Origin of the sequence: Streptomyces sp. NPDC091209, from assembly GCF_044757755.1 — a bacterium.
Classification (GTDB): domain Bacteria; phylum Actinomycetota; class Actinomycetes; order Streptomycetales; family Streptomycetaceae; genus Streptomyces.
This window is the reverse complement of the sequence record NZ_JBIVVR010000018.1, coordinates 131,757-154,028: the sequence shown is the minus strand read 5'-3', so window position 1 is coordinate 154,028 and position 22,272 is coordinate 131,757. Positions and strand designations below refer to the sequence as shown.

General features: G+C 68.0%; 21 protein-coding genes and 1 pseudogene. 10 read left to right on the top strand and 12 right to left on the bottom strand.

Annotated elements, in window-relative coordinates; all coding sequences use genetic code 11:
• The first annotated feature begins 24 nt into the window (after nt 1–24).
• Nucleotides 25–2,730: a BTAD domain-containing putative transcriptional regulator gene (locus ACIQRL_RS36860; RefSeq protein WP_401339950.1), complete on the top strand. Its 2,706-nt coding sequence runs from the start codon at nt 25–27 to the stop codon at nt 2,728–2,730.
• On the opposite strand, the gene ACIQRL_RS36855 is transcribed toward ACIQRL_RS36860, so the two are convergent.
• The 3 genes from ACIQRL_RS36855 to ACIQRL_RS36845 form a co-directional block, all read right to left on the bottom strand.
• Nucleotides 2,694–3,674 carry an aspartyl/asparaginyl beta-hydroxylase domain-containing protein gene (locus ACIQRL_RS36855; protein WP_401339898.1) on the bottom strand — a complete coding sequence of 327 codons (981 nt, stop codon included), beginning with the start codon at nt 3,672–3,674 and terminating at the stop codon, nt 2,694–2,696. The two genes, ACIQRL_RS36860 and ACIQRL_RS36855, sit on opposite strands and share 37 nt — an antisense overlap.
• Nucleotides 3,675–3,678: 4 nt before the next feature.
• The gene (locus tag ACIQRL_RS36850; protein WP_401339895.1) at nt 3,679–4,449 is read right to left on the bottom strand and encodes a TSUP family transporter; all 771 of its coding nucleotides are present in this window, start codon (nt 4,447–4,449) and stop codon (nt 3,679–3,681) included.
• A 61-nt stretch (nt 4,450–4,510) separates the two neighbouring features.
• Nucleotides 4,511–5,500: a TauD/TfdA family dioxygenase gene (locus ACIQRL_RS36845; RefSeq protein WP_401339892.1), complete on the bottom strand. Its 990-nt coding sequence runs from the start codon at nt 5,498–5,500 to the stop codon at nt 4,511–4,513.
• A 175-nt stretch (nt 5,501–5,675) separates the two neighbouring features.
• On the opposite strand from ACIQRL_RS36845, the gene ACIQRL_RS36840 reads away from it, so the two are divergent.
• Entirely contained in the window at nt 5,676–6,434 is a 759-nt protein-coding gene (locus ACIQRL_RS36840; RefSeq protein ID WP_401339889.1) for a hypothetical protein, read from the top strand.
• Nucleotides 6,435–6,486: 52 nt separating this feature from the next.
• Here the strand turns inward: ACIQRL_RS36840 and ACIQRL_RS36835 are convergent, their stop codons facing one another.
• Nucleotides 6,487–6,849: a hypothetical protein gene (locus ACIQRL_RS36835; RefSeq protein ID WP_401339886.1), complete on the bottom strand. Its 363-nt coding sequence runs from the start codon at nt 6,847–6,849 to the stop codon at nt 6,487–6,489.
• Between the two features lie 345 nt (nt 6,850–7,194).
• Between ACIQRL_RS36835 and ACIQRL_RS36830 the strand changes: the two genes are divergently transcribed.
• Complete coding sequence (locus ACIQRL_RS36830) at nt 7,195–7,821, top strand: DUF6000 family protein (RefSeq protein WP_401339883.1); 627 nt, start codon at nt 7,195–7,197, stop codon at nt 7,819–7,821.
• A 129-nt stretch (nt 7,822–7,950) separates the two neighbouring features.
• On the opposite strand, the gene ACIQRL_RS36825 is transcribed toward ACIQRL_RS36830, so the two are convergent.
• Nucleotides 7,951–9,954 (bottom strand): hypothetical protein, encoded by a 2,004-nt coding sequence (locus ACIQRL_RS36825; protein ID WP_401339880.1) that lies wholly within the window; start codon nt 9,952–9,954, stop codon nt 7,951–7,953.
• A gap of 196 nt (nt 9,955–10,150) precedes the next feature.
• Between ACIQRL_RS36825 and ACIQRL_RS36820 the strand changes: the two genes are divergently transcribed.
• Nucleotides 10,151–10,357 carry a hypothetical protein gene (locus tag ACIQRL_RS36820; protein ID WP_401339878.1) on the top strand — a complete coding sequence of 69 codons (207 nt, stop codon included), beginning with the start codon at nt 10,151–10,153 and terminating at the stop codon, nt 10,355–10,357.
• Between the two features lie 492 nt (nt 10,358–10,849).
• Nucleotides 10,850–11,221, top strand: a complete 372-nt coding sequence (locus tag ACIQRL_RS36815; RefSeq protein ID WP_401339875.1) for a hypothetical protein — start codon at nt 10,850–10,852, stop codon at nt 11,219–11,221.
• 277 nt (nt 11,222–11,498) lie between these two features.
• On the opposite strand, the gene ACIQRL_RS36810 is transcribed toward ACIQRL_RS36815, so the two are convergent.
• Nucleotides 11,499–12,038, bottom strand: a complete 540-nt coding sequence (locus ACIQRL_RS36810; protein ID WP_401339872.1) for a histidine phosphatase family protein — start codon at nt 12,036–12,038, stop codon at nt 11,499–11,501.
• Between the two features lie 80 nt (nt 12,039–12,118).
• On the opposite strand from ACIQRL_RS36810, the gene ACIQRL_RS36805 reads away from it, so the two are divergent.
• The 3 genes from ACIQRL_RS36805 to ACIQRL_RS36795 all read left to right on the top strand — a co-directional run bounded on the left by ACIQRL_RS36805 (nt 12,119) and on the right by ACIQRL_RS36795 (nt 14,688).
• The gene (locus tag ACIQRL_RS36805) at nt 12,119–12,676 is read left to right on the top strand and encodes a TetR/AcrR family transcriptional regulator (protein ID WP_401339869.1); all 558 of its coding nucleotides are present in this window, start codon (nt 12,119–12,121) and stop codon (nt 12,674–12,676) included.
• On the top strand, nt 12,673–13,566 hold the full coding sequence (locus tag ACIQRL_RS36800; protein ID WP_401339866.1) for an aldo/keto reductase: 894 nt from the start codon (nt 12,673–12,675) through the stop codon (nt 13,564–13,566). Before ACIQRL_RS36805 ends, ACIQRL_RS36800 begins: the two co-directional genes overlap by 4 nt.
• A 90-nt stretch (nt 13,567–13,656) precedes the next feature.
• Nucleotides 13,657–14,688: an NADPH:quinone reductase gene (locus tag ACIQRL_RS36795; protein ID WP_401339863.1), complete on the top strand. Its 1,032-nt coding sequence runs from the start codon at nt 13,657–13,659 to the stop codon at nt 14,686–14,688.
• A 125-nt stretch (nt 14,689–14,813) separates the two neighbouring features.
• Here the strand turns inward: ACIQRL_RS36795 and ACIQRL_RS36790 are convergent, their stop codons facing one another.
• The 3 genes and pseudogenes from ACIQRL_RS36790 to ACIQRL_RS36780 all read right to left on the bottom strand — a co-directional run bounded on the left by ACIQRL_RS36790 (nt 14,814) and on the right by ACIQRL_RS36780 (nt 16,288).
• On the bottom strand, nt 14,814–15,311 hold the full coding sequence (locus ACIQRL_RS36790) for a hypothetical protein (RefSeq protein WP_401339860.1): 498 nt from the start codon (nt 15,309–15,311) through the stop codon (nt 14,814–14,816).
• Nucleotides 15,312–15,615: 304 nt separating this feature from the next.
• Nucleotides 15,616–15,798: pseudogene (locus ACIQRL_RS36785) on the bottom strand (hypothetical protein); the annotation flags it as partial.
• A gap of 205 nt (nt 15,799–16,003) precedes the next feature.
• A complete protein-coding gene (locus ACIQRL_RS36780; RefSeq protein WP_401339857.1) occupies nt 16,004–16,288 on the bottom strand; it encodes a hypothetical protein in 285 nt (94 codons plus the stop codon).
• 447 nt (nt 16,289–16,735) lie between these two features.
• On the opposite strand from ACIQRL_RS36780, the gene ACIQRL_RS36775 reads away from it, so the two are divergent.
• The gene (locus ACIQRL_RS36775; RefSeq protein WP_401339854.1) at nt 16,736–17,329 is read left to right on the top strand and encodes a DUF4291 domain-containing protein; all 594 of its coding nucleotides are present in this window, start codon (nt 16,736–16,738) and stop codon (nt 17,327–17,329) included.
• A 200-nt stretch (nt 17,330–17,529) separates the two neighbouring features.
• Here the strand turns inward: ACIQRL_RS36775 and ACIQRL_RS36770 are convergent, their stop codons facing one another.
• Complete coding sequence (locus ACIQRL_RS36770) at nt 17,530–18,177, bottom strand: hypothetical protein (RefSeq protein ID WP_401339851.1); 648 nt, start codon at nt 18,175–18,177, stop codon at nt 17,530–17,532.
• 41 nt (nt 18,178–18,218) lie between these two features.
• On the bottom strand, nt 18,219–18,878 hold the full coding sequence (locus ACIQRL_RS36765) for a hypothetical protein (protein WP_401339848.1): 660 nt from the start codon (nt 18,876–18,878) through the stop codon (nt 18,219–18,221).
• 335 nt (nt 18,879–19,213) lie between these two features.
• Between ACIQRL_RS36765 and ACIQRL_RS36760 the strand changes: the two genes are divergently transcribed.
• On the top strand, nt 19,214–19,702 hold the full coding sequence (locus ACIQRL_RS36760) for a hypothetical protein (protein WP_401339846.1): 489 nt from the start codon (nt 19,214–19,216) through the stop codon (nt 19,700–19,702).
• 778 nt (nt 19,703–20,480) lie between these two features.
• Here ACIQRL_RS36760 and ACIQRL_RS36755 read toward each other — a convergent pair.
• Nucleotides 20,481–22,184, bottom strand: a complete 1,704-nt coding sequence (locus tag ACIQRL_RS36755; protein WP_401339844.1) for a tannase/feruloyl esterase family alpha/beta hydrolase — start codon at nt 22,182–22,184, stop codon at nt 20,481–20,483.
• Between the last annotated feature and the right edge of the window lie 88 nt (nt 22,185–22,272).

The window sequence follows — 22,272 nt, the reverse complement described above, 5'->3', positions numbered from 1 at the left end:
TACCAGCTGATGGTGGGGGCCGGGGTGCGCATCGACGCGATGGTCTTCCGTGACCTGCAGGAAGAGGCGCGCGCGTCCAGCGAAGCGGACGATCCCAGGCGGGCTCTGTCCCAGCTGAAGTCGGCGCTGGGGCTGTGGCGCGGTGGGGTTCTCTCCGGGATGGACTGCCGTGCCTGGCAGCCTGAGATCCGTCGGCTGGAGGAGGAGTACATCGCCCTGCGCGAGCACTGCGCCGATGTCCAGCTCGGTCTGGGGCTCAACGAGGATGTGGTCACGGAGCTGTCGGTATTCGTCGAGCAGTATCCGCTTCTCGAGCGGCCGCGCGCGCAACTCATGCTGGCGCTCTTCCGGTCCGGCCGACAGGCCGACGCGCTCCAGATGTACCGAGCCACAGCAGAACTGCTGCGTGAGGAGCTGGGCGTTTCACCGGGCGAAGACTTGCAGCGGATGCACAAGAGCATGCTGCAGGGAACTGCAAACACTCCTGCCACGAAGAGGACCTCGCGCGAGCGGACCTCGGTGTCACATGCCGGTTCCTTCACCAATCCATACGGTCCGCCCTGCCAACTTCCAGGCGATCTGGCCGAGTTCGTGGGCCGCAGGGAAGAGATCGACACCCTGCAATCGGCGATCGCGCCCGGAAGCGGAACCGTTCCGGTCGCGGTGATCGTGGGTCCGGGAGGCACGGGGAAGACCGTTCTTGCTGTCCACACGGCACATCAGCTGCGTCAGACGTTCAACGACGGGCAGCTGTACGTCAACCTCCGCGGCATGGACAGTGATCCGGTGTCGGCCGAGGAGGCCCTGGCCCGCTTCCTGCGCGAGCTCGGGCTGTCGGGCGCGGCGATACCCGATTCCCTGGACGAACGCGCGGCGCTCTTTCGCAGCCTGGTCGCGGGCCGGCGGATGCTGCTGGTCCTGGACAACGCCGGCGACGTCCGACAGATACGGCCGCTCCTCCCCGGAACGGACACGTGCGGCGTCCTTGTCACCAGCAGGACCCGGCTCACGACCGTGCCGAACGCGCATGTGCTTGAGCTGGATGTCCTGGGCCGGGATCAGGCCCACATGCTGCTGTGCCAATTGGTGGGGGAGGAGCGTGTCGAGGCGGAGCCCGACGTGGCTCGCAAGCTCGTCGAGTACTGCGGCCGCCTGCCGCTGGCCGTGCGGATCGTCGGGGCGAAGCTGGCCTCCAAGCCGCATTGGTCTCTGCGCAAGGCCGCCTCCCGGCTTGTGGACGAGCGACGTCGGCTCGACGAGCTCGCGCACGAAGGACTGGAGGTACGAAGCAGCCTCGAGCTCTCCCATCAAGGACTCAGTCCGCAGGCGCGCCAACTCTTTCGCAGGTTGGCACTCCTGGCGGCGCCGGACTTCGCCGAATGGGTCTGCGCACCCCTGCTGAGTCTGTCCGTCCTGGAGGCGGAGGACCTTCTGGAGGAGCTGCTGGACGCTCGTCTCGTAGACGTCGTCACTCCCATGGGGAGCCCCCGAGCTCGCTACCGGATGCATGATCTCGTGCGGCTGTTCGCCTCGGAGTGCCTCTCCGAGACGGAGCCCGGCGTTGAGCGGGCGGCCGCCCGGCAGCGTGTGGCCGCGACCACCCTGGCCCTGGCGGATCTGGCGCACCGTGAGGTGTGCGGCGGGGACTTCACCGTGGTTCACAGCCTTGGCTCGCGGCCCTCCGTATCCGAGGACGTGATCCAGCTGGCGGCCGGTGACCCGCTCGACTGGTACGAGGCGGACCGGTCGACCATCACCGCCTTGTGCGCCCAGGCCGCGGAGCACGACGAGGACGAGATCGCCTGGGACATGGCTGCCACGTCAAGATGCCTGTTCAGCATACGTTTCCACTTCGACGACTGGCAGCACACCCACGAGGTCGCTCTCGCGACAGTGCAGCGGCAGGGCAACAAGCGGGGAGAGGCCGCCCTGCTGCTGGGGCTGGGCGATCTCAACCTGACGCGGCGGCTCTACGAGCGGGCACTCCCGCTGTTGGAGCGCTCCCGGGAGCTGTTCCTGGAGGTCGGTGACCGGCATGGGTACGCACTCGCCCTGCGCAAGGCCGCGTGCGCGGACCGCATCCAGGGGCGGACCACGATGGCCCTGGAGCGTTGGCGGGAATGTCTGCCGATCCTTCGGGAGGCGGCAGACCTGGAGGCGCAGATACAGGTGCACCGGTGGATGTCGCAGACCCTCCTGGAACTGGGCAGGGACGAGGAGGCGGAGGGTTCCCTGCGCGTCGCGGTGCGGATGGCCGAGTCGTTCGAAGGGCGCAGCGCGGCGCAGGTTCACCTCGCTCAGGCAGATCTCCGGCTGGCCCGCGGTGAACTCGATCAGGCGGCAGCGGCGTACGAGACCAGTCTCCGGGCGACCAGTCGGCTCGGCGATCTCAGCGGCCGTTGCGCAGCTCTGCTGGGGCAGGGCACGGTCGACGTACGACGACGCAGGATCGCGCAGGCACAGGAGCGTTTGGGGCAGGCTCTGGATCTCGCGCGCAGCATCCAGGATCCGTTGCTGCAGGTCGAGGTGCTGCTGAGCCTGGCGGCCGCGCACGTGGCGGAGGGCCATCGGACCAAGGCCTTCGTACTGCTGACCGAGGGTGAGGAGTTGTGCCGTCGGATGGGTGCCGCTTCTCGGAGGGAGCGCTTCACCGCGGCCCTTGCGGGTCTGGCTGGGCAGTCGACTGACATCGGTCAGGCGACCGACATTGCCGGCAGGCAGGTGGAATAGGTGTTGGAGCCATCCCGGGCGCAGATCACCACGGTCGTCCCCTGGCGGGGGCCCGCCTGGACCTGCAGGGTGCGTTCGTCGCTCCAGCCTCGCATCCGGAACTCGCCTTGGCCCAGGTGCTCCAGAGCGCAGAAGGGCCGTCCGGCCAGGAGGAGCTGGGGTGTGCCGCTGCTCATCGCGATCTCCGCCGTGACGACATCGCGCAGGGCGTTGCGCGGAAGGAAGTGCCCTGGCTGTTCCCAGTTCGCAAAGGATTCGGGGAGCGGGAAACGGCACGCGTAGCGCCGTACCTCGTCCGGGACGAGCGCGACCCTTGGGCGTAGTTCCAGCGACGCGGGGGCTGTCAGTCTGGCCCGGAGGCGTTGGGGGAACAGCTTGGCCAGTTCCTCGGTGTGGTAGAGGTCGATGACGAGGTGGACCAGCTCTTCACCCTCGTCATTGACCAGGACGTGCTGGCGCCAGGAAGCGGCGAACGACATGGTGCCGGGGGTCCAACGGTGGCTGTCCTCGACGAAGACGGCCCGCGCGCCATGGTTGCTGACGATGGGCAGGTGCAACCGGCACAGCCCCCACGGCGGACCGCACTTCGCGGACTGCAGGCCTGTGAACCGGGCACCGGGCGAGAGGGCTATGAGGCGTACGGATCGCAGTGGTGCCGGCAACGATCGGAGGACCTTCCACAAGGCCGGCAGCCGCCGCAGCCAAGGTGTCGCCGTGTAGTCCTGAAGGCTCGGTCCTCCGGTGTCGGTGCGGTTCGGGTCCCCTCCGAGGCTGTGCAGGGCAAGCACGCGGCGGCCCTGGACAGCAGCCAGCGGCGCAGCACCCCACGCCGAGAGTCCGCCGATCTCGGCACGCAGCTGGTCAGGGTCGTACGCAGCGGAGATGTCGGCGCTGTTGGGCAGCCCTCTCCCCAGCGGGTCGTGGATTCTCGGGAGCTCGATCACGGCATCACCGGAACTGGTCGAACGCGAGCTTCACGACCATGCCGGTCACGACGACCAGCAGGACGATACGGACGAAACCGGATCCGCGTTTCAAGGCGGTCCGCGCGCCCAGTGTGGCTCCGGCGATGTTGCAAAGGGCCATCCCCGCGCCCAGGAGCCAGAGCACCTGTCCCTGGGCCGCGAAGACAGTGAGTGCGCCCAGGTTCGTTCCGACGTTGACGACCTTGGCGAGCGCCGAGCTCTGGAGGAACTCGAGCGACAGCAGACTGGTGAAGGTCATGATCAGAAATGTGCCGGTGCCGGGACCGAAGACCCCGTCGTAGAAGCCGATCCCGCAACCGGCGAACGCCACCACCATGAGCTGGCGGCGCCTGCTGATGGCGTCCGCGTCCTCGATGACCGAGCCGAAGTTCGGGCGGAGGGTGACGAACACGGCCACGGAGATCAGCAGCGCCATGATCACCGGACGGAACCAGTCGGCCGGCAGGCTCGAGGCCGAAAGTGCCCCGAACCCGGCTGAGGGCACGGCCAGGGCCGCGGCCGGCAGCGCGACCGACCGGTCCAGTTTCGTTCGGCGGGCGAAGGTGATGGCCGCCACGGTGGTGCCGGTGATGGCCGTGAGCTTGTTCGTGCCGAGCGCTGTGGAGGGCGGAAGCGTCGGAAAGGCCATCAGCAGCGCCGGGATGAGCACGAGCCCTCCGCCCCCGACCACGGCGTCCACCCAACCGGCAGTTGTCGCGGCGACGAGCAGCCCGGTTATTCCTACGGCGTCCATCAGGCCCTTCCTGTGGTGCGTGACCAGCCGGTCGAAGACGTTGCGTTGATGAGGGCGAGGCTCACAGCACTCCAGTGATCTTCATGAGCGCGGGCAGGACCCGGGGGCGGGGCATCATGCGCTCGGCCCAGCGCGGAGTGGACCGCAGGGAGTAGCACCGGCGCAGCCACCGGTCGGTGCCGTCGAAGCGCGGAGTGAACGCGGACCGGCCATGAGCCGCAATGTGGTTGTCCACGACGACCAGGTCCCCGGGTGCGAGCACGACCTCGTGGCACACCTCTTCCAACGCTTCCGACAGGGCCCGCAGAGCACTGGAGGCCACGGCGTCGTCGCTGGTCGTGGTGTGGGAGTTGAAGCGCATGAACAGGTCCGGCTCCTGGCCGAACAGCACGGGGTGAAGGCCCGACGACGGGCGAGGCCCAGCGATGTTGCGTGAGAACGACGTCGGGTAGGCACTCTTGAACACGGGGGTGCGCAGAACGTCTCGCTGCCCGTCAGTCAGCAGAGCGTACGCCTCACGGACCGACGCGACGCGGGTGGCCGCAACCCCTTCGTGGTCCTGACGGAGGCACAGCAGACCCAAGAAGTCGGGACGCAGCGGGTGGTGAACGTTCTCGGTGTGGAAGTCGAAGGCTACGGATCCGCTGTTCTCGATGCGATGCTCCTCCCCGGGAACAGGATGGACCTCGTGGATCAGGGTCCCGTCCTTTTCGTCCTCATAACCGACCAGGGTGCCCAGCAGGTCCGCCACCAGAGTGAGCAGCCCGGCCGAGCCGTGCTCGGCAAGCTCGCCGGCACGGTGCTCCAGCGGGGTGGCGGGGAGCTCTCCCACCGGCAGACCCCGGATGAGGAAGAAACCCTGCGTGGAGGCGCCGGCAGAGAAGTCGATCAGCTCGGATCGCAGCTCTGACGGCATGTTGAGCAGCAGGTCACTTAAGTCGGCAACGTTCTCCGCCTTGCGAGCCGCCGTGCTCAAGGCGAGTGTCCACATCTTCCGGGCGTCGGTCTCCGACAGCTGATGTCCGCTGCGTATGGTCGTCGTCGCGTGCACAACTGACTCCTGAATCAAGTTTGTTGTCCCTGATCTCCTGACCAGGCACAACAGACGCTACGGAGCACCCCTGCGGCTTCGGTGTCAGGTCTCTGTCGAAGTGATGCCAAGGTCGGACAGAATGATCACGTAGCTTCCCCGGACGTCACTTCTCGCACGACCCAGGGAGGAAGCCGTGCCTGATCCACGTCACGCGGGCAAGGAAGGCGAGCGCGTCTCGGACCGGACCTTCCAGGTACTCGGGGCGATACGCGAGCTGGGCGACGGCCCGCATGCGCTGCGCGCCATCGTCGGCCGGACCGCACTCAGCCGTTCCACCGTCCAGCGCCACATCCTGTCGGGCTTACGGTACGGATTCATCCGGCAGCCCAGCCACGGGCACTACGCGCTCGCCGAAGAGCCGGAGGACTGGACCGTCCTGGCGTACCAGGCCCTGCCTGTCTCGGGCGTGAGCCGGCGGTTCCTCGCCGCGCTCAGCCGGGAGTCCGGACACACGGCACGCCTTCACGTGGCGGTCCTGACCGACGTGCCGATGCAGATGTGTGTCGCCCGGCGGTCGGAAGCGGCAGATCCGCCCCTGTTCGATGGGGAACTGGGCAGCACTCATCCTTTGGACGCCGACGCCGCGGGACACGCGATCCTGGCCCATCTGACCCTTCCCCACATGGACCGAGAAGAGCGTCAAGGGATCCGGACCCGCGGTTGGGTCGCGTCAGCGGGCCCCGCGGCGGGGACCCGGATGCTCGCCGCCCCGATTCTCAGATTCGGCGTGCCCGTCGGGTCGCTGAGTGTGACAGCGCCGGCAGAGGCTCTCCGCAGCACGCTCCCACACTGCGTGGGCTCACTGCGCCGCGCCGCCACGGCGCTCTCCAGGGCTGCCGTTCAACCGGCCGCGACGGGACTCGTGGAACACTCCCGAATCCATCACGAATAGAGAAAATACAAAAGTGCCTCTACCGGCAGGCAGAGGCACTTTCATACCGGATTCAGTAAACGTATCGGGTCCAACCCTGGCCGGGAACATTCACCTCATGCCCCTTCCGGTTGACGTAGGCGAATCCGCAGTCGACGGTAACGCTTCCCGTGCCGGATATGTATCCGCTGGTCTTCTGGAAAGTGCCACCGCTCTCATTCATGCATTCGGCCCAGGCGCGAACCTGGCGGCTGCAGGGGTTGCTGGTGACCTTGACCGTCACCTTCTGCCTGGCGGTGTTGACCGTGGCGTTCGCGCTGGTGATACAGCTCGGGTCCGCACTGGCCGACGTGGCGGTCAGCACCGGGATGCCACCGATAACAGCGACCGCCGCCGTCGCGGCAAGGGACTTCTTGAACATAGTGGTGACCTGCACGGGAGTCATCCTCCTCGAGGAGTAATCCTTTAAGGAGGACCTTCTGTCCACCTGGAGATAATTAGACGTGCAACAGAAACAAGGTTTCAATGAATTTGTCGGAAGAGGTCAACAACTGACCTGTCGGAACAGGCTCGCCACCGAGGGAAACCTCAGCACCTTCCGCCGCCGCGCCTACTCCGGCAACATCAACGCGCCCTGGTGCTGCGGCCCGAGAGCATGTCCAGCACCCGCGGCGGGCTGCGCCGGACGACCTCGGCGAACCACACGACGAGCCGGGCCGACTGACCAGCGCGACTGAGAAAAACACTGGTCGAACGGTTTCGCCCAGGACAGGATGCGGCTATGCGCTACCCCAACGAGGACCCCGAGTTGCTCGTTCTTGTCCACCGTTACGTCACGCCAGACCGGCGCTACCTCAAACTCGGCGGCCCTCTCACGCGCATGCCCGAGCCTGAACGCACGAAGTTCACACGGGAGCTCGGCGAGGCCGCCGGCGATATCACGCCCCGCGAACTGACCATCCTGCTCGAAGGCACGTGGCGCGAACGCAAGACCGCCGCCTGGCTCATCGCCGTCGCCCGCAGAACCGAGTTCCGCGAACGACTCGGCGAAATGCTGCTCGCCAGCGAGGTCTGCTTCGCAGGCTCGGCCTACTGCGTCACCTTCGCCACGTTCGCGACTCCCGCCGACGCGGATCTGCTGGCTGCCTACCTCGATCGCTACCTGCGACGCCCCGACCTCTACTACGACCAGCCGGCCGCCATGGGCGCGCTCCTCCACCTCGACGCCAAGCTCCGTGCCGATCAAGCAGCCCGGTTCCTGACCGCGGACGGCCTCTGGCATCAGTGGATCGACGGACCGCCCCGCAAGGAGCACCACGGCACGCCAGACAACTATCGCGAGGCCATCGGCCAGCTCTGCGTCTTCGCCGACGAGGGCGCCGAGCACCGCCCGGCAAGGAACCGATGACGTCGTCCCCAGAGGGGTGACACCTGATCGAAGGAACCCACCCCCGCACAACTCAAGGTTGTCCAGATAAGTACCCGTACCCGTACCCGTACCCGTACCCGTGCCTGCGGGTACGGAGTCGGCACCGGCTCAACTGACGTGAAGAGTCCAGGTCGTGGAGTACGAGCCGGTCAGGGTGGTGCTTGCGGGACGGTAGGCGCGCACGGTGTAGGTGCCCGCGCGGGAGAACGTCAGCTTGCCGGCAGCGGACCCGTCGGAGTTGAGCTTGGCGGCGGTGACGGTGGTCCAGGTGCCGTCGCTCTTCCGGATCTGGAAGTGGATCGTGGTTCCGGACACGTACGGCGTGCTGGTGGCGTGGTAGGTGACGCTCTGACCGTGGTGGACGCCGGTCGCCGGGCTCTTCACGGTGAGCGTCGCCTTGACCTTGCCCGTCACCGTGGCGCTCGTCGAGGTCGTCCAGGTGAGGTTCTTCGCGGCGGTGACCGCGCGCCAGATCCCGTTGCGCTTGGCCGTGGTGGTGAAGCGGGCGGTTCCCTTGCTGTCCGTCGTGGCCTTCGCGACCGTGCTCCAGGTCGTGCTGCCCTCCGGCCGGAACTGCAGGGAGACCGCGGCCCCGGTGGCCGGCTTGTCACCGCTCTGGGTCACGGTCGCGGTCAGGGCCTGCTGGGCGCCGTAGGTCGTCAGGGCGGGGCCGCTGAGCTTGGTCGTCGACGCCGCGAGGACGCGCAGCGGCTGTGTGGTGACGGAGGTGTCCCCGAACTGCGAGACCGTGGTCAGGACGAACTCGTGGATGCCGGGCGTGTCCGCTTTCCAGGTCCCGTACGGCCGCGCGGGGTAGGACCCGGTGCTGATCGTCTTCCCGTCGACGGTCATCGTCCAGGTCTGTGCGCGGCTGACGCCGTCGTCGGCCGTGGTCGTGGCCTCGACGGTCCATGTCTTGCCGGCGACCGGGAACTCGCTGAAACCGGCGACCCAGCTCGCGTCGACTCCGGAGACGACGTTCACCGAGGTCTGCGCCGTGCCGTGGGCACCTCGGTTGTCGGTGACGTCGAAGGTGAGCGTGTGCTTGCCGTACGGGAGGCCGTTGTCGCCGAGACTCGCGCAGAGGCGGTCCGGGTAGCCCGCGTAGGTGAAGTCGGTGACCTGGGACGTGGCCAGGAACTTGTCGTCCAGCAGGACCCGGGTGGAGACCGGGTAGGCGTAGTTGAGGTTGCGCGGGAACGCCTGAGCAAGGCTGCCGGGGTACTTGTAGTTCAGTTGGATCACGGACGGCATGCTGTGGGTCACGGAGTCGATCACCGGTGTGATGGTGAAACCGTGGTCGACGAGGACCTCCGCCCGGACGGGTACGCCGGCGTGGCCCTCCTTGTCGAAGGCGACCACGTACTGGGACATCCACAAGGTCGAGTAGATCTTGCTGGTGTCGACAGTGCCCGTCCACGTGCCGTCGCCTTGCTCGCTCAGCTCGGACGGTGCGGGCCAGGCCGGGTGGTCGGAGAAGAACTCCACGCGGGAGACACCGCCACCACCGTCCTGGGCGACGGCCCGCAGCTTCAGTTCACGGTCCGCGGTGAGGCCCACCGGCTTGTTGTGGGTCCACGCGTCGTCACCCGGCAGATCGGGAAGCGCGACCGTGGGCCGGTGGTTGTCCACGGTGACGTCGGCAGTGGCCGTGGTGGTCGAAGGACGGGCCGTCAGGACCTCGACGCGGATGTCGTTGGCGCCGTCCTCGACAAGAGGTGCCGCGATCGTTTCGGCGCCCGGAAAAGGCTTGGTCGCGGCGGTGTCGAGAGCGGCATGGAGCGTGCACGACGGCAGACAGTCACCGGGGGCGAGATCGAACCGCCGGCTGACCTCACCCGTTCCCGCGCCGTACCCGGAAATGCTCACCACGGCGGCGTAGGGCTCGGCGCCCGTATCGGCGGCGTGCACGGTGAACGTCACGTCAGCGGTCCCCGTCACCGTCCGGTCGGGGTTCTCGGCACCCGAGGCGTCGTAATCGGACGTCACACTGTCGATGGTGACAGCGGGCGTCGCGTCCGCGGCGTCGGCGGAACCGGGAAGGACCACAACGAGAGCCGCCAGGCCGACAGAACCGGCAAGCGCGGTGAGAGAGCGTACGGGTCGTGCCATGTCGTGCGGTCCTTTGTGTTGAACCCGGCAACTGCGCAGGTCAGTGCGGCTGTCGATGATCGACCTGATGATCGGGAGGTGGAGCGTATACCACCTCTCGTAAGCCTCGGCAGGTGGGCAGTCACTCGGAGCGGCAACACACGGCCACCCCGGACACCGTGCCGCCTGACGCAGCACCGGTCCCCACGACCGCGCCGTGGCCGCCGTCGCAAGTCCACCGGGTACGGCACCACAGACGTTCGTCGACGCCCTGACGGAGCTGGTCCAGGCGCAGGCCGACACCGGCTTCGTCGTGCTGCATCAGTGGGCGGAGATCCTGGAGCGGCACTTCCCGCCCCAACTCCCCAATTCCGAGCACACCATCGAGCAGCGCCGACCACAACGGCGCGCACGCCAAGGGTGACTGGACATGGGATGTTCGGGCTGATGCGAGGGCGCTCGCCGGCGCCGTGCGCAGCATCTCCGTCCATGCGCCGGCCGTCACGCTGCCCGCGCTGCAATGCGGTGAGCCGTGGTCGATGTCGACGACCCGGACAGCCGCGGGGAGCGTTACCTGGAGGCGGTTGCCCGCTGACCCGGCATGCCGTTCTCCAGGGAGGCGGGGCAAGCCCGCGGGTCGCCCGGCGGTCAAAGGGCGGTCGGGGAGGCTGCGCCCGCGCTGCGGGCGATGGGAATTTCACGGCGCGGCGCGTTCCTGCTTCGCCAGTGCTCTGACCGCATACGTTCACCAACTCGGGTAACCGCACCCCGACTCGCACGGGGCGGTAATCTCTGCACTCCGCTGGATGTTCCGCCGGGCAGTCGAAGGTAGGGGGCCATGGGGGTTGCGCGGCAGGTCAGGACGGGATCGGGGCCGGGGGCGAAGAGAGATCCGAGTCTGCTGCCGGCCCTTGGGATGTTCATCGTGCTGGCCGCAGTACTGGAACGCTGTCTGTCGCTGTTCGGTGGTCCGGAGACGTACATACTCTGCGATGACCTTGTAGAGCTGTCCGAACGACTCGACCGGGAAGCAAGCGTGAACCGGTGGCTCCTGCTGGCCGGCCTCGTGCTGTCCGTGGCAGCCCTGTTCATCTCACGCGTACGCCACGGACGAGTTCTTCCTGTGCTTATGGTGTCTTCGGTTCTGATCTCGGTGGTTATGGCGGACGACTATGCGGCGCGCGCGGATGCCGTCGCCCTGCAGATCTCGACATCCCAGACTTGCGATGAACCCACGAACGTCTACGACACTTCCCGAGGCTGGTTCAACTGGAATCCACTCGGCTAATACTCCAGTTGCAGACCGTGATCTTGCCCCTTGTGTCGGCGAAGGCTGAGCGCGTGCCTCCCGATGGAGAGAGCGCCTCGACCTGACCGGAGGCGCCTCCAGGTCACCCGTTCTGGCAGGCCCTGGCTTTGAACTCCGTTATGGGGACGGTGGCGGCGGATTCGTCACCGTCGTCCGCCCGCCTCGCCCGCCAAGGCTTCCTCACCCAACCCGGACGAGGCATCTACCAGAAACGGACTTGACGCCCCCGTAGCGGCAGGTGCGAAGCGGGCTGCCGCTACGGGACGTTCCAGGCGGCGATGAGGGGCTGCTCGTCCTCGGTGGCCAGGAAGCTGAGAGTGCCTGGATGTGGGTGGCCGAGCAGCCGGCCGGCGGACACGTCGAGGCCGAGCCGGCGCACGGTGAGCACGCGTGCCAGATGACCGTGGGCGACAACGGCAACGTCGCCGTCGTTCAACAGTGGCCGGATCCGGTCCAGCGCCGCGTCCGCGCGCGGCCACCTGCTGGAGCTGCTCGCCAGGATGGCCGGCGTCGCAGGGAATGACGCCGTCCCGGCACAGGTCCCAGCCCGGCCTCGTCTCCTGGGCTGCGCCGCGGTCAGGCTCTCACAGCCGCCGTAGTCCCACTCCATCAGGTCGGAATCGGCCCGGACGCCGGTAAGGCCCGCCAACTCGGCCGTCCGCGGAGCGCGGCTCAGCGGGCTGCTCAACACGGCGACCAGATGGCGTCGGGCAAGCCTCGGAGCGAGCGAATTGGCCGCGGCCGCACCCGCGTCAGCCAGCGGAATGCCGGTGCGGCCGGCGTGCTGGCCCGACACCCACCCCAATCCAAACAGAGCGATGACTCTGTATGGTGGGGCTGCAAGCAGAGCAGCGATTCCTTTTGCTGGAGGGTGCAGTGCCGCGGCTTACCGACGAACGCAAGGAACTTCGGCGCGCCCAGATCACCGAGGCGGCCGTACGCTGCTTCAGTCGCAACGGCCTGGAGCGGACCTCGATCGCCGACATCACGGCCGAGTCCGGCCTCTCGAACGGCTCGATCTATACCCACTACCGCAGCAAGGCCGACGTGGTCCAGGCCTCCGCCCACGCGGTGCTCGACAAGCGCGCCGAAGCCCTCGGCGACTACGCCGCGAGCGACACCCCGCCCGACCCCGACGAACTGCTCGCCCGCCTGATCGCCGCGATCGACCCCGCCGAGGCCCGCGTCGGCGTGCAGACCTGGGGCGAGGCGACCACCAACCCGGCCATCCACGGCATCGTCGTCGACACGATCGACCGGATGCGCGCCATGGTGCACGACTGCGTCCTGGCCCACCTGGTCAAGGTCGAGCACCTCGACCCGGCCGAGGCCCAGGAGCGGGTCATCCCGATTGCCGACCGGGTGATGGCGCTCTACCTGGCCGAACTGCTGCACGCCGCCTTGCGATCACCGACCGAGGAGACAACGTCATGACCACCGCGACCGCTTCGTTAGCCGCCCGCACCGTTTTCCGGATCGGCTACGGCGCCTTGCAGCTCGAGCGCCTGCACGACCGCCGCCGCGACGCCGTCGCGCTGCTGCGCCGCGCGGTCGAACTGGGCGTCGACCACGTGGACACCGCCGAGTTCTACGGCTTCGGTTTCGCCAACGACGTGATCCGCGAGGCGCTGCGCCCCGAGGACGGCGTCCTGGTCGTCACGAAGGTCGGTGCCGATCCCGACCCGGGCGGGCCGCTGCCGCTGCGTCTCGCGCAGCGGCCCGAACAACTGCGCGCCAGCGTCGAGGACAACCTGCGAAGCCTCGGCACCGACCAGCTCCCGGTGGTCAACCTGCGCCGCCTCGACTCCGGCCCCGGCCTGCGCCCTGACGGCGATCAAGTCGTCGACCTCGACGACCAGCTCGCGGTGATGACCGCCCTGCGCGACGAGGGCAAGATCGGCGCGATCGGCCTGAGCAGCGTCACCCTTGACGGCCTGCGCCGCGCCCTGCCCGCCGGCGTCGTCTGCGTCCAGAACGCCTACAGCGTCGTCTCCCGCGACGACGAGGACATGCTGCGGCTGTGCACGGCCGAGGGCATCGCCTGGGTGCCGTTCTTCCCGCTCGGCGGGGCCTTCCCGAGCCTGCCGAAAGCAACCGACGAACCGACGGTGCACGCCGTGGCCGAGTCCCTGGGCGTCACACCCTCCCAGGTCGGCCTCGCCTGGCTGCTGCACCACGCCCCGAACGTGCTGCTCATCCCCGGCACCGCCAACGCCGCCCACCTGGAGGCCAACATCGCGGCCGGGGAGATCACCTTCGACGCCGCGACGCTCGCCACCCTCGATGCCATCAAGTCCCGCTCCAACGAAGTCCCCATCGGCTGACCGGAACCAACCAGGCCCGGCTCGCGGTCGCAGCCCGGGCCCCCGGCCACGGCATACAGCCCGTATCCGCCAAGGATCTAAGGACAGATCATGAAAGCCATCATCTACCGCGACAGCGGCGGCCCCGAGGTTCTTCAGCTGGTCGACCGCGACCTGCCCGTGCCTGGCCCCGGCGAGGTCCGTGTCCGGGTCGCCGTGTCCGGAGTCAACCCGACCGACTGGCAAGCCCGCTCAGGCGTCGCCCATGCCAAGCTGTTCGCCGAGGTCACCCCGCACCTGGACGGTGCCGGCGTGATCGACGCGGTGGGCGAGGGCGTCGAGCAGAGCCGGGCCGGCCAGCGGGTCTGGCTGTACATGGCCGCCGCCGGGCGGCCCACCGGCACCGCCGCCGAGTACACCGTCGTACCCGCCGAGCGGGCCGTGCCGCTGCCCGACGACGCCGGCTTCGACCTCGGTGCCTCACTCGGCGTCCCCGCGCTGACCGCTCACCGCGCGCTCACCGTCGCCGAGGACGGGCCCGGCCGTCTCCATCCCGGGGCACTCGACGACCAGGTCGTGCTCGCCGCGGGCGGGGCCGGGGCGGTCGGGCACGCCGTGATCCAGCTCGCCCGCTGGGCCGGCGCCACCGTGATCAGCACGGTCAGCAGCCCGGAGAAAGCCAGGCTGGCCACCGCCGCCGGCGCCCACCACGTGATCAACTACCGCAAAGGCGACCCGGCCACCGAGATCCGCAAGATCGCCCCGGACGGCGTCGACATCATCGCCGAGGTGGCGCTCGGCACGAACCTCGCACTGGACCTGGCCGTGCTGCGGACGCGCGGCACGATCGCGACCTACGCCAACCACGGCGGCAAGCCGGTCGAGCTGAACGTACTGCAGAACATGGTGCTCAACACGCGCCTTCAGTTCCTGGTGCTCTACACGGCCGGCCCGGAGGCACGCGACGCGGCCGTCGAGGACGTCGCCGCCGCGGTCCGCAACGGCGCCCTGCCGGTCGGCGAAGAACACGGCCTGCCACTGCTACGCCTCCCGCTCCACCGCACCGCCGACGCACACCGGGCAGTGGAAAGCGGCGCGGTCGGCAAAGTCCTGGTGGACATCACGCCCTCCCAGCACGCATGAAGGCCTGGGGTGTTACCGCCTCCGGGTGGTAACACCCCATACGCGGGCGACCCAGCTGCGTTACGTGGCGTAGAGAGCCGGGCACACGTTGGGGCGCCCGCTGGGCAGGGTCCGTACGACCGTCGTTACCGCGAGGCCGCTTTGAGCTGAGCGATGACTTTGGCCAGAGCCTTTTCGGCGGGGTGCTGTTTGATGAGCCCTTCACGACCCGCGGCGCGGAGCTCCACCACCGCTACGCCTTCGGGACCTGCGGCCAAAACAGCGGTCACAACAGTGGGGTTCAGGCCACCCATCCCTACACCGACCATCGCTCGTACGGCGACGCCCCCGTTGTCTCGGACCTCTGTTCCTAGCGGATTCCCTATGGCGGCCAGAGTCGTGTGGACCAGCTGGGAGACTGCCGTCACCGTTCCGGACAACTCGACAAGAGTGGTACTGACGTCCTTCTTTGTCCATTTGAAGCCTCGAGCGGCTCCACGCGCACCGCCTCGTGCCCCTGCTCTGCCCAAACCGTGCGTTCCGGTGGCCGCCCCTCCAACGGCAGCTCCTATCGAGCCGCCCTTCGCACCGAGTTGCATCGTCGCGTCGAGCAGGAGCTCGTTCTCGCCGGCCTCATCGAACATGCCCGCCTCCTCAGCACCAACAAGCCATGGCTCTACAACCAAAGTCACCCAGTCTTACCACTGGCCAGCAGCCTCCTCCAGATCGGCTGCCCGATGCGGCTTCTCCGTGTGGTCCATGCATTCGTTGGGGGCGCGCGACCTCGACCCGGAAGCCGGCGAGCACGACAAACGCGCGGTCTCCGAAGGAGCCTCGGTGGCGCCGTATGCCTACTTCGCTGAAGAGTAGGGAGCGGCCGTGAAGTGGCGAGCCTGCCCGGAGGGCCAACCCACTTTCATGCCCTTCGTAGCTCACCCGGTATGCAGGGATGATCACCTGCGTCTTGTCTCCCGGAGTGGAGAAGACGGTCGGGAGGCCGATCAGTACCGCCACCGCCAAGACGGCAAGCAGCCATGAGTACTTGGACAGGGCCCAGGGAGTGGCCACCCAGGCGACGACTTCTGCGGCGAAGCGCAGGACGGATGCAATGCGGCCGCCCGGTCTCTCCATGTCCGCCCCCCGCAAATGTGTTGACCACCAGCGGGAGATCTCACGACCACGGATGGGGCTGTGAACGCGGCTTGGTGATCCATGTCAAGCCGTGTTCACAGTCCTCTTTGCGGCCGACGCACCTCGCGGGATCAACGCTGTGAAGGGCGACCAAGCGGGCCAGTACAGCCTTGGAGGCCATCTCATGTGGCTGGTCCGAACGCTGTCATGCGGAAGCCACCACCTCGCCGGCCATGACCTGGGGAGGGTTGGGAAGCAGTGACGCAAGGTTGTCCCGCACGAAGTCCGCAGCCCTCGAGATCGATTCCTCGGCACCGGCCTGGTCCTGGAAGACGCTGGTCGAGACCATCACTCCGTCCCCGGCATCGATCCAGTAGTAGGCCACGAAGCCGGAGACCTGGCGCATGAGCGCCACGAACCCCTCGTCCACGAGACGTGCCGCCTCGGCCGAATCGGTCACCCCTTCGTACCGCCGGACTACTGCGTACATCGCCAAGCTCCTCACGGCGTTCCGGGTTCGTTCTCTGACGTAGTACCCCTGCGACGGCTGCCTGGCTCATGAGGCGTCCTGCAGTCACCTGAAGGGCCGCCTTGGGTGATCCGAACGGCGGCCGCCGGCCCGGACACACGGCCCTGCGCACGTCTGCCACGAGACGGCATCGACGTGGAGCAGAGCAGCCTCGGCCGGTGGCTGCCCGCAGCATGGAAGAGGCTGTGAACGAGGCTTGCTGCCCCTGTCAAGCAGTGTTCACATCTCCAGGGCATCTGACGGGCCACACGTAGCTGATTGCCCTGGTTGGAACGAACTGGGAGTGTCTTGCCCGATGGGGATCGCCTCGGCACTCTCACGGTGCTGCGGCTGGCGTGCTTTGTTGCAGCGCGAGCGGCAGTCGAAAATCGGTGGCCACCTGAGCCGGCCGACCCCACCCTGTACGCCATGGAAGAACCGCACCGCAGGATCCGCGCGCTCCACACGGCATCCACGATCACCGTCTACCAGGCGTACCGCCCGGAGATCGGCGGACCCGCCGCCCGCAAGGGTCGTTTCCCCGCCGCGTGGAAGCCTGGCCGCATGACGTGGATCAAACCCAGTTTCATGTGGATGATGTACCGCTCCGGCTGGGGCACGAAGGAGGGTCAGGAGACCGTCCTCGCCGTGGAGATCACTCGCGACGGCTTCGACTGGGCGCTGCGTCATGCCTGCCTGTCGAGTTACGTTCGCGGCCTGCATCCCGATCGCGACGCTTGGCAGCGTGACCTCAAGCGCGCACCGGCCCGTGTCCAGTGGGACCCCGAACGCGATCTGCACCTGCATCCCCTGCCACACCGCTCGCTGCAACTGGGGCTCTCGGGTGAGGCATCGTCGCGTTACGCGGACGAGTGGATCGTGTCCATCAAGGACGTGACCCCGCTCGCCCACGAGATCCACAGACTCGTCAGGGACCGCGAACTGGACTCAGCCACCCGACTGCTCCCCCAGGAGCAGGAATACCCCGCCAACGCAGAACTCCTGGCCCACCTGCGTCCCTGACCGGCAATCCGGGCACAACTGCCGGCATCACCCATGGGGCACATGGTGGCGCAGGTCTGTGAACGCGGCTTGACGATCCATGTCAAGCCTCGCTCACAGACTTTTCCCGCGAGGTAGCGGAGCCTGTGCACAGGGCCTCGTGGTCACTGTCTAACTCCGGCGGGCACACCGTGGCGGGGTACGTGCTGTGTTCGGCCACGTCAGTACCAGCGGACTTGGCCGGCTGCCCCATGGCCCGTGCGGGCGGCGTGGCGGAGAACGCGGAGCGGGCCGTCAAGAAGTTCGTCCGCGTCGTGGGCGGGGTCGTCACCCAAGCCGGTCATCCACGCGTGGATTCGCTCGATCGCGTCGCGACGTGGGGTTCCGGTCAGGACGAGGGTCTCCTCGGCCGCAGGCAGTTGAGCCCGGACTTGCTCGGCGTCGAGAAGGAAGTCCCCGAACCGGCCCGGCAGCCGAAGCGTCGCGTCAGTACCCAGGGCGTAAGCCAGCGCGGAGAACGGGTCGGCCTTGCGCGCAGTGGCCACGAACAAGCCCTGCCCGATATCGGGGGGAAACTGATCCATGACCGTGTCACGCAACTCCTGCGCGTGGTCAGAGTCGTCGCGGCAGGCGTTGAAGAACGCGCCGAGCCGGAGGGCGTCCTCGTCGGCACTCCAATCGCCGACAGAGCTCGTCGACGGCGTGAACATGGACGCCTGCGCCTTGCTTCGCCACCAAGCCAGCTCCCCAGGCACGTCACAGTGCACCGGTTCCGGCGCCGGCGCCGCGTTCTGAACCGAAACGCTCTGCACATTCCGTACCTCCTGGTCAGGCACCGCGCCGACGATCCACACACCTGTGACGCTCAACTCCGACTCCTTCTGCTCTTCCACCCGAACTCGGGCATGTCTCAGCCGTCGGCGTGACGGTCGTCCGTACCACGGGTCCACAGGGAGAGGTCGCTGCTCGTCGCCACGGCGATCGTCCGGCCGGAGGGCGAGAAGCCGGCTGCGCGGAATGTGGAGTAGTTCGAGTGGAAGATGTGCCACCACTCCTCTCCGTGCGGGCCCGCGTGGGGGAGCCCGCCGTCGCGGGACAGCAGGACCCGATCGTTCGGCCAGGCCGGGGTGACGACTTCCAAGGTCCAGCCGTCCTCGGTGGTGGCGTGCAGCCCGCCGCCGAAGAGCCCGGCGATGCGTACGCGGCTTCCGGTGATCGGCCCCAGCCCGGGGCAGGACAAGTCGGCGACTGCGTCGGGGGTGCTGTCCTCGGGAGCCGGGTCGCGGTCCCTTGCGATCTTCTCGCCGGTGACGGCGTCGAAGAGACCGTGCCCTTCTTGCGAGACGACCATCACCAGATCGTGGCCGGTATCGGGGTCCGTCGCGAAGCCGATCCCGAGCAGTCCGCCGACAGGGACGCCGTACTCGTACTCGAAGACGGGCCGCCAGGGTTCGGGCGCGGGCACCACAAGGGCCGCGAGAAGCCGGTTGCGCATCGCCCGCTGGTAGGCGGAGAGTTCCGGCTCATGCTGGGACTGCCCGACCGGAGGCGTCTCCTTCGTCCACTTCATCACGGGACCATGATCCACGCCCCAGCGGGCCGGTCCCGAAGGTGACCCCCGGTCCACCGCGCAGGCGCAGTTCGCATCCACCGTGAGCGGGATGGGCGCCTGCCTTGCTCGGCGGGCTGTACGTTCTACCCGGCGGACCGCTACTACCAGCAGCATCTTGACCGCAAGATCAACGGCCACGGTGAACCGGCGTTTCCTGTCCGATCGGCGTGGCTCCAAACCAAGGGGTGGGTTTCGCCATCGACCCTGCTCTCCTGGCGGCTTTGTGGAGGGAACGGCGTCCGTCGGGCCCGCCCATCGCTCACACGTTCCGCACCAGGTACGCGGATCGCTGGGTGCGCTTCCACCGCCTCCCCGGCTCGAAGCGCTACCCCGAGTCCGAGGACGAGTACGCGATCGTGCTGGACCGGTACAACACGATCCTGGACGAGTTGTTCGCGGACACGGATGTGTTCGTGGTGACCATGGACTGGTCGGACACACCAACCGGGCCCGAGGCCTACCCGACACCACGACAGACACTGCACCCCGACAGCATCCGCTGGTGGACCGAGTCGGACCAGGACGACCCCGACCCGGTGTTCCACACCCACACACGGCTCTACGCCGACCGGCGCCGGTGGAACAGCGGCTGCCTCGACGGGCTGTTGCGAGCCGTCGTGGACGAGGCGCTCGTCGAGGTCTTCATCGCCGACAGGGAACTGCGACGCATCCACCACCCTTACGACGGCGGCGCAGACGTCATCCTTGCCACGCCAGCAGAGCGTGATCGTGTGCGTGACCGACACGCCGACTGGCTTTCCAGCCACCCAGCCGGCCTCTGAGAGCCGCGCAGGCCCCTTTCCCCGGCCGACCACGCAGGAGTCTGTGAACGCTGCTTGATGACTAATGTCATCCGGTCCCGCTTCCAGGCCGTCGGCAAGCAACCGTCCCGGGCCGCGGGAAGGCCGATCTCCGAGAGCCAGGCCATAGTGGCGTCGATGGTCCAGCAGTGACCTCCCAGCCGCTGGGGGGTCTCGACGGCCTCGCGGGCGATGCGGTGGCATTTCGCCGGTGCCCACCCCAGCCACCGCGGGCAGGGCACAGGCTTCATCAGCTGGGAGCACCTCATGCAGGCCCAAGCCTCCACACCCGCCTCACCGGGGGCCAGCGGCCGAGTTCGCCGTGCCGTCGTCGCCCTGGCCCTGGGCGCGGTCATGTTCAGCAGCGGCGCCACGGCCTTGCCCCCGACGCAAACACCACAACAGAACCCTCCGGACACCCGGCACCGGCCCGAGGCTCACTCGGTGCCCCACAAAATCGGGTGCGCCATGTCCCCGAGGACGCCTGGGCCCGGCCTGGGCAGGGCCTGCGGCCAGCAGATCCGCACCAACCCGGACCCGGCGACGTACGCGCGCGCCGAAACGGCCCTGCGGCGATCTCTGGCCGAGCAGCACGACGACAACACCAACGCGGAGGTCGGCATGGGTGCCCTCGCGACGGCCCGCCACGACCAAAGTCCCCCAACTCCCGGCAGTGGCCCCGGACATCATCCGGACGGCGACCACTCCACCTGGGCATCGCTGAGCCGGGGCGCTACGGCGGCCGAGGCGGCCCGCCCCGTCAGTGTGTACAGACGAAGCTCGAGGCGTTGTCCGGATCACCGTCTCGATACCGCGGCCAGTCCGGATATGCGCACAGCGGACGAGTGCGGTCGTGGAGCCTGTCGGCCACGATCGGACGCGTGGGCGCTTGCCCCTTCTCGGCCCAGCGTTCGAGCGCGGAGAGCGAGTCCCAGCCGGCGGCGAACGCCGGAGTGCCGAAGTTCGCGTGGTTCGCCCCGGGCACGACGTAGTACCGCATGAATCCGCGGGTCGACCGCGAGCCCAGCAGGTCGCGTACCCGCCCGTAGTAGTCGCTCGTCGAGCTGGAGGAGACCAGCTCGTCCGCAGCGCCGTGGAGCAGGATCAGCTTGCCGCCGGAGCGGGCGAACGGGCGGAGATCCGCGTCGTTGCGATCCTCGATCGTGGACAGCCGGCTGATCCGGTCGAGCCACTTCCCGGGATGCAGGGGGTCCACGTCCAAGGAGCTGTGGTGCGGGTCCCGTGTCAGGAAGTACTTGACCCACTGGTCCCAGTACTGCAGCCCGTAGCCGCTCGTCACCGGCATCGGATCGGCCGGCGCAGTTGTGCCGAATCCGAGGAACGGGGTCCTCATGTCCGCCCCTGAGAGGAACGGGAAGCCCGGGTATGCGGTCTCCCCACTGGCGATCCGGTACGCCCACCTGAACGGAGAGGACATGGCGATCACGGCACCGATCTGAGGATCCGACAGACAGGTCGGACCGGTGTCGGCACCACCCGGGCAGCGAAGCACGTGAGGATCGAAGTGACAGCCGGACGGGTTCGAGATGACATGGTCCTCGACACCGTCCAGACCGTCACACGCTTCGATGACGGTGTCGTAGAGGAGCGTCTGCTTCGCGGGTCCCGGGAAGGCGCCGGGGCGGGACAGGACCTGCGCCAGGTGCCCCAGGTCCAGGCCCTCGCTGAGATTGTTCCAGGCAGGAAAAGCCGAGATCACGCCGTCGAAGGCCGTCGGCCATCGCTGGGCGACTACGAGGGCTTCACGACCGCCTGTCGAGCCTCCCGAGAAGTAGACCTCGGCAGGGTTCGTCCCGTAGGCGTGCCGGATGAGGAACAGGCTCGCGTCGCGCGTCTTCTTGAGTGCGTCACCGGCGGCGAAGTTGTCCAGAGCCTCGTCGTTCACGCCGAACGACCCGTCCAGTGACGGCGGGGCGACCGGGCTCTGCTGGTGGCCCGAGTCACTGGCGAAGGTCGCATAGCGCCGGGCCAGAGGCACCGGCTGGTCCGCGGGTCCGAACGGCACGTTCTCCGCCAGGTCGGGAACGGTTCCGTTGTAGCCCCCGCCACCGAACATCATCGCCTTACGATTCCAGTCGTACGGCAGGTCGAGGCGCATCTTGACAGCGGGCGCGGACGGGTCGACGGGAGAGATGTCGGCGTCGACCTGGCAGTACTTGATCGTTTCGCCATTCAGGAGACTGGTCATGACCGAGACCGACTCGACGCGACCGCCGGTTGTCGGCAGGCTCATGACCGATGCCGGGATCCGCATCTGTTCCAGCCCGGCGCACTGCGGCACCGTGGTCGAGTAGTCGGCCTCGACCGGGACGCCGACTTCGGTCGAGTTCGGCGCGGTCGTGGGTTCGGCCCCGAACACCTGGATGGCGCCTGCCAGCAGGACCATGGCCGTCGGCACGGTGAGCCGACGAATGCTTGCGCCCCTTGCCGGTGTTCTGCTCACTCTGGCCTCTTTCCCGAATCTCGTAGGGATGGAGCGCCGCGGTTTCCACGGCCTCCTCATGAGGTGGGACGGGCGCCGCTCAGGTCGC

Bases quoted from the DNA above. Each gene is read 5' to 3' on its own strand.
- ACIQRL_RS36790 (WP_401339860.1), bottom strand. From the start codon at position 15,311: ATGTTCGATGAGGCCGGCGAGAACGAGCTCCTGCTCGACGCGACGATG.
- ACIQRL_RS36850 (WP_401339895.1), bottom strand. From the start codon at position 4,449: ATGGACGCCGTAGGAATAACCGGGCTGCTCGTCGCCGCGACAACTGCC.
- ACIQRL_RS36795 (WP_401339863.1), top strand. From the start codon at position 13,657: ATGAAAGCCATCATCTACCGCGACAGCGGCGGCCCCGAGGTTCTTCAG.
- ACIQRL_RS36780 (WP_401339857.1), bottom strand. From the start codon at position 16,288: ATGTACGCAGTAGTCCGGCGGTACGAAGGGGTGACCGATTCGGCCGAG.
- ACIQRL_RS36825 (WP_401339880.1), bottom strand. From the start codon at position 9,954: ATGGCACGACCCGTACGCTCTCTCACCGCGCTTGCCGGTTCTGTCGGC.
- ACIQRL_RS36800 (WP_401339866.1), top strand. From the start codon at position 12,673: ATGACCACCGCGACCGCTTCGTTAGCCGCCCGCACCGTTTTCCGGATC.
- ACIQRL_RS36830 (WP_401339883.1), top strand. From the start codon at position 7,195: ATGCGCTACCCCAACGAGGACCCCGAGTTGCTCGTTCTTGTCCACCGT.
- ACIQRL_RS36815 (WP_401339875.1), top strand. From the start codon at position 10,850: ATGTTCATCGTGCTGGCCGCAGTACTGGAACGCTGTCTGTCGCTGTTC.
- ACIQRL_RS36775 (WP_401339854.1), top strand. From the start codon at position 16,736: ATGGAAGAACCGCACCGCAGGATCCGCGCGCTCCACACGGCATCCACG.
- ACIQRL_RS36765 (WP_401339848.1), bottom strand. From the start codon at position 18,878: ATGAAGTGGACGAAGGAGACGCCTCCGGTCGGGCAGTCCCAGCATGAG.